The sequence below is a fragment of the Microbacterium sp. C448 genome (assembly GCF_000582705.2).
Lineage (GTDB): Bacteria > Actinomycetota > Actinomycetes > Actinomycetales > Microbacteriaceae > Microbacterium > Microbacterium lacus_A.
On sequence record NZ_HG779621.1, the window covers coordinates 1 to 11,217 of the forward strand.

At 68.8% G+C, this 11,217-nt stretch carries 13 protein-coding genes; 5 read left to right on the top strand and 8 right to left on the bottom strand.

Going from position 1 to position 11,217, the window contains the following annotated elements; all coding sequences use genetic code 11:
- Window positions 1-104: 104 nt before the first annotated feature.
- A complete protein-coding gene (locus tag MIC448_RS03965; protein ID WP_157811250.1) occupies window positions 105-248 on the bottom strand; it encodes a hypothetical protein in 144 nt (47 codons plus the stop codon).
- Window positions 249-439: 191 nt separating this feature from the next.
- On the opposite strand from MIC448_RS03965, the gene MIC448_RS03970 reads away from it, so the two are divergent.
- Both MIC448_RS03970 and MIC448_RS03975 read left to right on the top strand, forming a co-directional pair.
- Complete coding sequence (locus MIC448_RS03970) at window positions 440-1,297, top strand: aldo/keto reductase (protein WP_036296399.1); 858 nt, start codon at window positions 440-442, stop codon at window positions 1,295-1,297.
- 20 nt (window positions 1,298-1,317) lie between these two features.
- Window positions 1,318-2,247, top strand: a complete 930-nt coding sequence (locus tag MIC448_RS03975) for an aldo/keto reductase family oxidoreductase (RefSeq protein WP_036296402.1) — start codon at window positions 1,318-1,320, stop codon at window positions 2,245-2,247.
- Here MIC448_RS03975 and MIC448_RS03980 read toward each other — a convergent pair.
- Window positions 2,232-3,287, bottom strand: a complete 1,056-nt coding sequence (locus MIC448_RS03980; RefSeq protein WP_036296405.1) for an LLM class flavin-dependent oxidoreductase — start codon at window positions 3,285-3,287, stop codon at window positions 2,232-2,234. The two genes, MIC448_RS03975 and MIC448_RS03980, sit on opposite strands and share 16 nt — an antisense overlap.
- A gap of 291 nt (window positions 3,288-3,578) precedes the next feature.
- On the opposite strand from MIC448_RS03980, the gene MIC448_RS03985 reads away from it, so the two are divergent.
- Both MIC448_RS03985 and MIC448_RS03990 read left to right on the top strand, forming a co-directional pair.
- On the top strand, window positions 3,579-4,430 hold the full coding sequence (locus MIC448_RS03985; RefSeq protein WP_081766169.1) for an endonuclease domain-containing protein: 852 nt from the start codon (window positions 3,579-3,581) through the stop codon (window positions 4,428-4,430).
- A gap of 160 nt (window positions 4,431-4,590) precedes the next feature.
- Window positions 4,591-5,067, top strand: coding sequence for a YbaK/EbsC family protein (locus MIC448_RS03990; RefSeq protein WP_036296408.1), 477 nt, complete (start codon window positions 4,591-4,593; stop codon window positions 5,065-5,067).
- Between the two features lie 28 nt (window positions 5,068-5,095).
- On the opposite strand, the gene MIC448_RS03995 is transcribed toward MIC448_RS03990, so the two are convergent.
- From MIC448_RS03995 to MIC448_RS04005, 3 genes are all read right to left on the bottom strand, one after another.
- Window positions 5,096-5,593: a histidine phosphatase family protein gene (locus tag MIC448_RS03995; RefSeq protein ID WP_036296411.1), complete on the bottom strand. Its 498-nt coding sequence runs from the start codon at window positions 5,591-5,593 to the stop codon at window positions 5,096-5,098.
- A gap of 419 nt (window positions 5,594-6,012) precedes the next feature.
- On the bottom strand, window positions 6,013-6,387 hold the full coding sequence (locus MIC448_RS04000) for a gamma-glutamylcyclotransferase family protein (protein ID WP_051513096.1): 375 nt from the start codon (window positions 6,385-6,387) through the stop codon (window positions 6,013-6,015).
- Window positions 6,388-6,462: 75 nt separating this feature from the next.
- The gene (locus tag MIC448_RS04005; protein WP_036296413.1) at window positions 6,463-7,737 is read right to left on the bottom strand and encodes a DUF445 domain-containing protein; all 1,275 of its coding nucleotides are present in this window, start codon (window positions 7,735-7,737) and stop codon (window positions 6,463-6,465) included.
- A gap of 83 nt (window positions 7,738-7,820) precedes the next feature.
- On the opposite strand from MIC448_RS04005, the gene MIC448_RS04010 reads away from it, so the two are divergent.
- Window positions 7,821-8,093: a metal-sensitive transcriptional regulator gene (locus MIC448_RS04010; protein WP_036296416.1), complete on the top strand. Its 273-nt coding sequence runs from the start codon at window positions 7,821-7,823 to the stop codon at window positions 8,091-8,093.
- A 25-nt stretch (window positions 8,094-8,118) separates the two neighbouring features.
- Here the strand turns inward: MIC448_RS04010 and MIC448_RS04015 are convergent, their stop codons facing one another.
- From MIC448_RS04015 to MIC448_RS04025, 3 genes are all read right to left on the bottom strand, one after another.
- Window positions 8,119-9,156, bottom strand: coding sequence for an aldo/keto reductase (locus MIC448_RS04015; RefSeq protein WP_051513098.1), 1,038 nt, complete (start codon window positions 9,154-9,156; stop codon window positions 8,119-8,121).
- A 29-nt stretch (window positions 9,157-9,185) separates the two neighbouring features.
- Window positions 9,186-10,358, bottom strand: coding sequence for an acyl-CoA dehydrogenase family protein (locus MIC448_RS04020; protein ID WP_036296418.1), 1,173 nt, complete (start codon window positions 10,356-10,358; stop codon window positions 9,186-9,188).
- A gap of 66 nt (window positions 10,359-10,424) precedes the next feature.
- Window positions 10,425-11,186 (bottom strand): alpha/beta fold hydrolase, encoded by a 762-nt coding sequence (locus tag MIC448_RS04025; protein WP_036296419.1) that lies wholly within the window; start codon window positions 11,184-11,186, stop codon window positions 10,425-10,427.
- Between the last annotated feature and the right edge of the window lie 31 nt (window positions 11,187-11,217).

Genomic DNA, 11,217 nt, shown 5'->3' on the forward strand with positions numbered 1-11,217 from the left:
GTTTGGTCGTGTGTGCGGTGATGAGAACCCTTGGGTGGGCCCACGCCGCTCGAGGAAAACGAAGAAGGCGCCCCCGCGAGGGCGCCTTCTTCGTTTCGTGCGGATCAGGACGGGCGCTTGGCCTTGTTGACGCCGCGTCGGACGAAGCCGAACACGATCGTCCCGATGATCAGGATGATGCCGATGATGCCGAGCCAGAGCAGGCCCTCGAGGGCGAAGCCGACGACGGCCAGAATGGCCCAGGCCACGAGCAGAATGACGATGATAGTGATGGGACGATCCTTTCGTGAGTGGGGTGTTCGACGGACGAGAGGAACACCTGAAGAATACGGCTTCGCTCGCAGTGTCGGGCGGTCGCGGGGCTGAACGCAACCCCCCGTCTGGTGTCGGCGGTTCGGCTTAGAGTGGTGGCCGACTCCAGACCCGGAAGAAGGAAACAGTGCAGCAGCGACCCATCGGATCTCGCACCGTCAGCGCGATCGGACTCGGCGGCATGCCGATGTCGATCGAGGGAAGGCCCGATCGGGTCCGGTCGATCGCGACGATCCACGCCGCGCTCGAAGCGGGCGTCACACTCATCGACACCGCCGACGCGTACCACGAGCACGCCGACGAGGTCGGACACAACGAGACGCTGATCGCCGAGGCGCTGCGCTCGTACGGCGGCGACACATCGGGCGTGCTGATCGCGACCAAGGGCGGACACCTGCGGCCGGGCGACGGCAGTTGGACCCTCAACGGGCGTCCCGAGTACATCAAGGAAGCGGCTCAGGCATCCGCTCGTCGTCTCGGCGTCGAGGCGATCGGCCTGTACCAGTTCCACCGGCCCGACCCTTCGGTGCCCTACGCCGATTCGGTGGGGGCGTTGCGCGAACTGCTCGACGAGGGGGTTATCGAGATGGCCGGAATCTCCAATGCCTCGATCGCTCAGATCGATGAGGCGAACCGCATCCTCGACGGCCGGCTCGTCTCGGTGCAGAACCAGTTCTCGCCGGTGTTCCGTTCCAGCCTCGAAGAACTCGAGCACTGTGCCCGCCTGGGTATCGTGTTCCTGCCCTGGTCGCCGCTCGGTGGCATCACTCGCGCGGCCGATGTGGGCGCGCAGCACGACGCGTTCCAGACGGTGGCGGATGCTCGGGGTGTTAGCCCGCAGCAGATCGCGCTCGCATGGGAACTCGCGCTCGCCCCGATCGTCATCCCCATCCCCGGGGCCTCGCGGCCCACGAGCATCCAGGATTCGGTGCTCGCGGCCGACATCGAGCTGAGCGACGACGAGCTCGCGTCGCTGTCCGCCTGAACACGCCTTTCGGAGACGTCATGAAGAACATCACACTTGCAGGAACGCCCGCGCCGAACGTGGTGCTGGGCCTGATGCGAATCCAGGAAAAGACCGACGATGAGGTGCGCGAACTCGTCGCCGCGGCACGAGACGCCGGGATCGACTTCTTCGACCACGCCGACGTTTACGGCACGGACCTCCACGGCTGCGAGCGGCGCTTCGCCGAGGCGATGCGGCTCACGCCCTCGCAGCGCGACGAGATCACGCTGCAGACCAAGTGCGGGATCGTTCGTGAGGGGCCCTACTTCGACTTCTCGTACGAGCACATCATGTCCTCCGTCGAGGGGTCGCTGCGTGCGCTCGACACCGATCGCATCGACATCCTGCTGCTGCACCGGCCCGACGCGCTGGTCGAGCCCGAAGAGGTCGCCCGCGCGTTTGATGAGCTCGAAGCATCCGGAAAGGTCCGTGCGTTTGGCGTCTCGAACCATACTCCGCGGCAGATCGACCTGTTGCGGTCTGCGGTGACACAGCCGATCATTGCGAACCAGTTGCAGCTGTCGATCACGCACGCGCCGATCGTGGTGCAGGGGCTCGCTGGCAACATGCAGGGGCTCGACCAGTCGATCGTGCGCGACGGGGGCGGGATCGTCGATTACTGCCGCCTCAACGGCATCACGGTGCAGGCCTGGTCGCCGTTCCAGGCCGGATTCTTCGACGGGGTCTTCCTCGGGTCGTCCGACTATCCCGAACTGAACGCCGTGATCGACCGGCTGGCCGCCGCCTATGACGTGCCGGCCATCGCGATCGCGACGGCGTGGATCACACGTCACCCGGCGAACATGCAGGTCGTGCTCGGGACGACCTCACCCGAGCGGGTCACCGGGGCGGCCCTCGGCTCAGACATCCCGCTGACGCGCGCCGAGTGGTACGAACTGGCGCGCGCCGCGGGTCACCGGGTGCCCTGAGCCGCCACCTCGGGCGAGCCTGCGGGCGACCAGCCGAAGGCGGGCGCAATCTCGCGGGCGATCGTCTCGAGCATGCGTGCGTTGTACTCGACCCCGAGCTGGTTGGGGACGGTCAGCAGCACGGTGTCGGCTGCCTGGACCGCCGCATCCTGAGCCAACTCGGCCGCGATCGCGTCGGGCTCGCCTGTGTAGCTCTTGCCGAAGCGCGCCCGCACACCCTCGAGGATGCCGACCTGATCCTGGCTGTCCTCGCGGGAGCTGAAGAGCTGGCGGTCGAGGTCGCTCGTGATCGGAATCACGCTGCGGCTCACGCTGACGCGCGGCTCACGCTCCCAGCCGGCCTCGGCCCAGGCCGCACGGAACATCTGGATCTGCTCGAGCTGCAGTTCGTCGAACGGCACGCCCGTGTCTTCGACCAGCAGGGTGGACGACATGAGGTTCATGCCGAGCTCGGCGGTGCGGACGGCGGTCTCGCGGGTACCGGAGCCCCACCAGATGCGGTCGGAAAGACCAGGCGACTGGGGCTGGATCGCGAGGGCCCCGTCGCCGCTCATGCGCGGGTCGGCTCGGACGATCCGCTCGCCGCTGATCGCGGTGCGAAACAGTTCGGTCTTGCGGCGCGCGAGGTCTGCCTCGGTGTCGCCCTCGGCCGGGACGTACCCGAACGAGTGGGAGCCGTTGAGCGCGGGCTCGGGTGATCCGCGGCTCAGGCCGAGCTGCAGTCGGCCACCGCTGATCAGGTCGGCCACGGCAGCCTCTTCAGCCATGTAGAGCGGGTTCTCGTAGCGCATGTCAATCACGCCGGTGCCGAGCTCGATGCGGCTCGTGCGGGCGCCCGCGGCCGACAGCAGCGGGAACGGGCTCGCGAGCTGCCGCGCGAAGTGGTGTACACGGTAGTAGGCGCCATCTATTCCAAGCTCTTCCGCGGCGACGGCGAGCTCGATCGACTGCAGCAGCGCGTCGCCGCCCGTGTTCGTCTGGCTCGAGTGGTGGGGGTGCCAGTGGCCGAAGCTCAGGAACCCGATGCGTTTGCGGTGCATACCGGGTGGAACGCATGCTGCCGCATGGACATTCCCGGGGTTTGCGGTGCTGACCTCGTCCTGGCGTAAGTCTGAAAGGAATCTCGGGCGCTCAGGTGGCAATCCGGGGCTCTCAGGCATGTTTTGGATGCTTCATTCCTTTCAGATTTACGCACTCGCCGTTGCCGGGGCGCAGCAGCGCGTCGTGCCGGTGTCCGCGCCTGTCCTCCCCAGGGCCCCTTTCCTCGTCGGAGTCTGCAGTTCAGGGGCCCGAACGCCGCGCGCGCTGCGGGCAGGGGTCGGATGGTGCTCATGCAGTTACGGCCTCCCGCTCCCATCACCAGCTATCGCACCTCCGCCGACCTGCTCGGTGCCGGAATGACGCGGCGCCGCATCACCGCGGCGGTCGCCGCGGGCACACTCCTGCGGATTCGCAGCGACGTTTACGTCGATGCGACGGTGGCCGCTCCGGTACTTGCCGCGGCCCGCGCGGGTGGCCGCCTGCACTGCGTCTCCGCGCTCGCATTGTCGAAAGTGTTCGTGGAGGAACGACCCGGCATCCATGCGCACTACTGGCGCAACGGCGTCCATCGTCCGGCCGGTCGAGACGTTGTGCGCCACTGGGGTGACCTGATGCGCACGCCACATCCGCGTTCGCTGATGGTGGAGCCGATCGATGCCCTCCGGCAGGCCATCCTGTGCCAGAAGCCGCGCGCCGCGATTGCGACCATCGACTCCGCGCTGAACCTCGGCTTCATTCGTGCCGACGATCTCCATGAGTTGTTCGGTGCGCTTCCGGAGCGTAAGCATGGTTTGCGTCCGCACATCGACGGACGCGCCGAGTCCGGGACCGAGTCCCTGGTGCGACTCATCGCCCGGTCGCTCGGTGGTCAGGTCGAGATCCAGGTATCGATCCGCGGAGTAGGCAGGGTGGACATCATCGTCGACGGGTGGCTCGTGATCGAGTGCGATAGCCGCGCGCATCACGAGGGATGGGAGGCCCAGCTGGAAGATCGTCGCCGGGATCTGGCCCTCGCGGCGCTCGGCTACACGTCGATCCGCCCGGCGGCCGAAGACATCCTCTACCGCCCCGAGGTCGTCGTTGCCGCGATCAAGGGGCTGCTCTGGTCTGCGGCGCGCGGTGGTCGACGCGTTCGCGTGTAAATCGGAAAGGATTCTGGCCCCGATACGCCAGAATCTGGAGGGTTTGGGGTGTAGTTGCCGCCGATGTTCCTTTGAGATTTGCGGCGCAGGGCGGGAACGACGCCGCAAAGGGTGGCGGGCGCCGAAAAGCGGGTGTGCGACGCGGCTCTAGGGTGGATCCGTGAACGCAGACCTCTCGCCCCGCAGCAGAATTGTCGCCGAACGTCTCGTCGAGGCCGGCATCCCCGGTCAGATCGTGGTGCTGCCCGATGCCGCCTCGACCGCCGCGCTCGCCGCGGCCGCCCTCGGTGTCGAGGTGGGCGCGATCGCCAACAGCCTGGTGTTCTGGAGCGACGGCGAGCCGTTGTTGGTCATGACGAGCGGCTCGCACCGGGTCGACACCGCTGCGTTGGCTGCGCGGATCGGCCGGCAGTCGATCACGCGGGCAACACCCGAGCAGGTGCGCGAGGCGACCGGCCAGGCGATCGGGGGAGTTGCCCCGACCGGACACCCCGCTCCGCTGACGACGATCGTCGACGAGCACCTCGCCACCTACCCGGAGCTGTGGGCCGCGGGTGGCACGCCGCACACGGTCTTCCCGCTGTCGTTCGACGAGCTGATACGCATCACGGGCGGAGCCGTGACAAAAGTCGACTGAAGCGCGAGTTGACTGAGGCGAAGGCCCGCTAGTCGGAGTCGCGCGGGATGGCGTAGGTCCAGCGCTCGGGGACGGATGTTTCGAGGTCACGCCAGTCGTCGATGCCGAAGTCGAAGACCGCGACGGCGCACGTCGGCATGTGCGGGATACCGCCGTCGTCCGGAAATCTCGACCAGTGCCGGGACAGATCCGACAATCCCGGATCGTGCGCCACCACGATCACGGAGCCTTCTGACCGGGCCGAGACGAGCTCCACGATGCGGCGCGGGGTGGCACCGTAGAGGCGTTCGTCGAGGCGCACGGTCGTGTCGAGCGCGGCGGCGAAAGCATCGGCGGTGGTGGCGGCGCGGAGCGCGGTGCTCGAGAGAAGAGCGGCACCACGCAGCTCCGGATGCTCAGCCGCTAGCCGTGCGGCCATCCGGGGCGCGTCACGTATGCCGCGTTCGTTCAGGGGGCGGTCGTGGTCGTCGACGCCGGGATGATCCCAGCTCGACTTCGCGTGGCGGATGAGCGCGAGCGTCTTCATGCGGCCACCTTACGAGGTCGCGCTGGTCCCTTCGACAGGCTCAGCGTTCGGGATGGTCGGGTGGGTCCGTTCGGCAGGTTCAGGGAGCGGGGGCAGGCTCAGGGACCGGGGGGAGGCTCAGCGGCCGGCTCGATACGACTCGGCCTGATATATCGCCGTGGTGGTGGACGGTCCCCGCGTCGGTGCGATACCTATGGAGAGCACCATTTGCGCAGCCGTGACTCGTGTCGCTTCTGCCGTGAACCGCCTGCCGCGCCGCCTGTCGGACCCGAACCGACGGATGCCGGACGGTAGGTCCCCGCAATATGAGTGGGGGGCAGGGGTGCGACCTCGAGGCACCCCCCACCCCGAGGTCGCACCCCTCGGCCCCCCTCTCAGCGGGCGAGGCGGGATGCCCGGGGTGACCCTCACTCTCAGAATCAGCGCGCCACGTACACCCAGGCGTCGCGGCCGCTCCTGAGCGTGACCGAAACCCGGTTGTACTGTTCGACCTCGTACTCGTCGGCGGCTTCGAGCTCGGCCTCGGTGATCCAGAGCAGGACGCCGACCACCTTGTCGAGCTGGTTCCCCGTACGTCGGACGATCGGATGCACGTCGCGACCGCTGACGCCCGTGACGCGTGCGTCCTCGATTTCGAGATAGTCCGTCGTGAAGCCCGGCAGGACATCGGGTTCGCCGGCGAGCAGCCGACCGAACGTGTCGAGTTGCACGGCGGGGAGGCGGAGGGTTCCGTAGCTGAACAGAGCCACATCGGGTGTGGCGGCATCGGCGCGGGGCAGGCTGGAGAGGGCCATGTCAGCGGATGCCTCGGGTCACGGCATCAGGCTAGCGATCACCGTCGGTTGCGGCCAGGCTTTTCGGCCCACACGTCATGCACCGAAGATCGCGTGCGCCACCGTGAAGATCGTCAGCCCGGCCAGCGCGCCGACGATCGTGCCGTTGAGGCGGATGTACTGCAGGTCACGGCCGACCATCAGTTCGATCTTTTCGGTGGTCTCTTCGGGGTCCCACCGCTCGATCGTGTCGGTGATGACCGACGCGATGTCGTGGCGATAGCGGTTGACGGCGAACGTCGCCGCATCCGTCACCCACGTGTCGACACGACGCTGCAGCGCGGGCTCGGAAGCGAGGCGGCCCCCGATCTCGGCCAGGGCCGCGCGCGCACGCAGTCGGAGCCCGCTCTCGGGGTCTGCGAGCGACGACAGCAGCCCGTTCTTCGCGGTGTCCCACAGCTGGGCCGCGAGGTCGCGCACGCGCGGGCTGTCGAAGACGGTCGCTTTCGCGTTCTCGAGCCGGGCGATGGTGTCGGGGTCGTGCTGCAGGTTGTCGGCGAGACGCGAGAGATAACCGTCGATCGCAATCCGCGCCGGGTGCTTGGGGTCGGCTCGCACCGCGGCGACGAAGTTCACGGCTTCTTTGTAGACGGTGTCGTCGACAAGACGATGCGCGATGGATGGCACCCAGCCGGGCAGTCGTCGCGAGACGAGACCGGCGAAGGCCGATTGGTTGCTCTCGAGCCAGGTCGCGATGGAGTCGGCAGCAAGGTCGACGGCGTTGTGATGCGCCCCGGTCTCGACGATGCGACCGAGCCAGGCACCGGCCGCGGGGCCCCACTCGGGTTCGATCACGTGCGAGCGTGCGAGGTCGGCGATGAGGTCGCGCACGTCGTCGTCGCTGACGGCGCGGAGCACGGCAGACGCGAGAGCAGAACCCTCAGTGGCGACGCGCTCGGCGTGCTGCTCTTGTGCAAGCCACGTCCCGAGTCGCGAGGCGACGCCGATGCTCTCGAGCTTCTCACGCACCACTTCTGCCGAGAGGAAGTTCGTCTCGACGAATTCGCCGAGGCTGCGCCCGATCTCGTCTTTGCGGTGGGGGATGATCGCCGTGTGCGGGATCGGGATGCCGAGCGGATGCCGGAACAGTGCCGTCACCGCGAACCAGTCCGCGAGCGCACCCACCATGCCACCCTCGGCCGCCGCGCGGACGTATGCCAACCAGGGCACGTCCTGTTGGAATGCGAAAGCGAACACGAACACGACGGCCATGAAGAGCAGTGCGCCGAGCGCGACGGCCTTCATCCGCGTCAGCGAGCGGCGGCGAGCCTGGTCGGCGGGGCTCAGGAGGGCCATCGGGGTGCGTGCCATCCGGTCATCCTCGCACGGCGAACCGTGCCTCAGGCGGGGGTTGCGTTGCCCGACCCACCCGCCCACGGCGGTAATCTTGCGGCGTGATCGATGACATCAAGAAGCGCGCCCTGCACCGCACGAGCATCCTCGAGGGTCAGCTGCGCGGGCTGACCAAGATGATCGAGAACGAGGACTACTGCATGGACATCATCGGGCAGTCCCGCGCCATCGAGAAGGCGCTCGAATCTCTCAACCGTCTGCTGCTCGAGAACCACCTGCGCACCCACGTGACGACGATGTTCGAGCAGGGCGGCACCGAGCGCGAGCAGGCCGTGGCGGAGCTCTTGCGCGCGTTCGACTTCGACAAGCGCTGAGCCGGGCGCCGTCCAGGCCGGGCGATCAGGACGGCTCGCCGCGCAGGCTCGTCCAGTTGCGGTCGAAGCTGCGCGCGCCGTGCACGCGGTCGGCGAAGCCGTCGAGGCGCTCCATCGTCGCGGCGTCGAGCGTCACACCGACACCGCCCATCCATCCGTCCACGTGCGCGGCGAAGCGCGACCCGGGAATCGGGGCGATCGGGATGCCGAGGGTAGCGGCGCGGGAGAAGAGCCAGGCGAAGGCCAGCTCGGTGCCGGTCAGGCCCGCGTCGCGCGCGACAGCCAGGTACTCGTCGCGTAGCGCCGCGTTCGCCGTGAGGTTCTCGGGCGCGAATCGCGGAAAGTTCGGCCGCATGTCACCCGGGCCGATGCGCGTCGCGTCGAAGTCGTCGCCGAGCAGTCCGCGACTCAACGGCGAGTAGGGCACGAAGCCGGTGCCGGTCTCGATCGCGGCGGGGATCACGGCGCGCTCGACATCGCGACTGAGCACGCTCCACTCGGTCTGCAGTGCGGCGATCGGGTGGACGGCATTGGCGCGTCGGAGCTCGTTCGCCGTCGCCTCGGAGAGCCCGAGGTGGCGCACCTTGCCCGCCGCGATGAGCTCGGCCATCGCTCCGACGGTCTCTTCGATGGGCGTATCGGGGTCCACCCGGTGCTGGTAGTAGAGGTCGACGTGGTCGGTGCCGAGGCGCTGCAGGCTCAGGTCGATCTGCTCGCGCACGTACTCGGGCGTGCCGCGCACCCCGCGTTTGCCGGCCGAGCCGCCGTGGATGCCGAACTTCGTGGCGAGGACGACCTCGTCGCGCCGGGTTCGGAGCAGTCGCGAGATGATCCGTTCGCTGCGGCCGTCGCCGTAGACGTTCGCGGTGTCGACGAAGCGGATGCCGGAGTCCACCGCGTGCGTGAGGGTCGCGAGCGCCGTGTCGTCGTCGACCGGGCCGTAGACATCCGTGAGGCTCATCGCCCCGTATCCGAGGGCGCTGACAGTTAATCCGTCGCCGAGTTCCACCGAGGGCAGGGCGACCGAGGGCAGGGCGACAGGGGGCAGGGAGTCGGCAGGCATGCCTCCGATCCTGCCAGGCGGACGAGGGGTCAGCGCGCGATCGGGCCGAGCCAGGCGGTCGCGACGGTCGAGTGCGCCGATTCCGGGTCGGAGGGGTGGAACTGGCCCGCGAGCACGTCGCGGTACAGCCGCGCGAGCTCGGACCCCGCGAAGTATGACGAGCCGCCCGCGACGAGGATCGCGTCGTCGACAACGGCCTTGGCGGCCACGACCGCGCGGTGCTTCAGGCCGGCGAGCAACGAAAACCACTGCGCTCCGTGGTCGGCGAGCCCGTCGATGTCGGCGGCCAACGCGGCGATCTGCGGCGGCAGGGCGTCGTACGCGAGCGCCATCTCGGCGATGCGCCAGCGGATGTCGGGATCCTGGCTGTACGTCGTGCCGGTCTTCTTCGACGTGCGCGTCTGGGCTGTCGCGACGGCGACGTCGAGTGCCCGGCGCGCGATGCCGGTGTAGACCGAGGCGAGCAGGATCTCGAAGACGCTGAAGATGCCGAACACCAACGGGTCGGGCTGGGGGCCCGGGTCGATGCGGCGCACAACGCGGTCCGCAGGCGCAACGGCCGCGTGCAACTCGGTCGTGCGGCTCTGGGTGCCGCGCATGCCGAGGGTGTCCCAGTCGTCCCGCGTCGTGATGCGGCCCGCGGTCTCTTCGTCGCGCGAGACGAAGGCGTAGACCATCTTCGGGCCGTCGGCGGATGTCATGTCGAGGCCGTGCAGGCCCAGATGCGACCAGACGGGTGCGAGCGAGGTGAAGATCTTCGTGCCCGTGAAGCTGTACCCGCCGTCGGTGAGCGGTGAGGCATCCGTGTCGCTTCCGAACAGCACGAGGTCGTTGCCGGCCTCGCTGATGCCGAAGGCGAAGACCTCGCCCGCGGCGGCGCCCGTCTGGACGAAGGCGAGGTCGTCGATGCCGCGGTCTTGCAGTACCTTCGCGACCCCTGTCCACACCAGGTGCATGTTGATCGCGAGGGCGGTCGCGGGTGCCGCGCCCGCGAGACGCTGCTGCAGAACGGATGCCTCGGCGAGGCCGAGTCCGGCGCCGCCGCGGTATTCGGGCACGAGGATCGCGAGGTAGCCCGCCGCGCGCAGATCGGCGAGGTCGTCCTCGGGGAAGGTGTTCTCGCGGTCGTGCGCTCCCGCCCGCGAGCGGATGCGCTCGATCAGGTTGTCGGGCAGGTAGGCGGTGGGGTCGAAGTCGGGCACGCCTCTATTGTCCCGCCGCCGGGGACCGAGCGGGCCGAGCTTTCGCGACGACCCGACCGGGCAAAGTCAGCCGCCGAGCACGCCGAGCAACTGCCGTACTGTCTCGTCGGGCTTGTCGCGGTGCGGTGAGTGCCCGGCCCCCGCCACGATGGACATCGTGAACCGAGGGTTCGCCGCGAGCACGCCGGCCGCGATATCGCCCGTGAAGAGGCTGTAGACCTCGGGGTCGGCGCCGATGACGTGCGTCGGCACGGTGACGCGCGCGCACGCGTCGCGAACGTCCCAGTCGGGGTTCTGCACGGCGACCTGGTCGACCGCCCAGCGGCTCGCCCGCGCGACCGCGTCGACCTTCAGTTCGATGTCTTGCGGGTGCCACTCCGGGTGCTCCGCACGCACGAGCTCAGCGCGATTGTCGGCGAACGCCTGTTCCTGGCTCACGCGGACTGCCTCGGCGTCGGCCCCGAGCACGACGATGCCCGGATCGATCAGCACGAGTCGCCGTGCCCAGCCTGGTTGGCCCGCCGAGGCGACGACGGCCGCGGCGCCGCCGAGCGAGTGTCCGATCACGAGGTCCCACGGGCCGCCGTGCGGGGGAGTGGTGGCCGAGACATCCGCTGCGAACGCGTCGATCGTGTAGTCGAGCGCGCGGGGTGCCGAGCCATGTCCCCGCAGATCGACGGCGCTCGCGGCCCAGCCCGCCTCGCCGAGGGCCGCGCCGAGGCGCCACATCAGCGCGCCGCTCGAGCCGAGACCGTGAATGAGCAGGGCTCGGCGGGGCGCGTCGGTGGGGCCCCAGGTGAGGGAGGGCAGCGCGAGGGGTGCGGTCATGCATCCAGCCTTCGAACACGCAGCCGTGGGG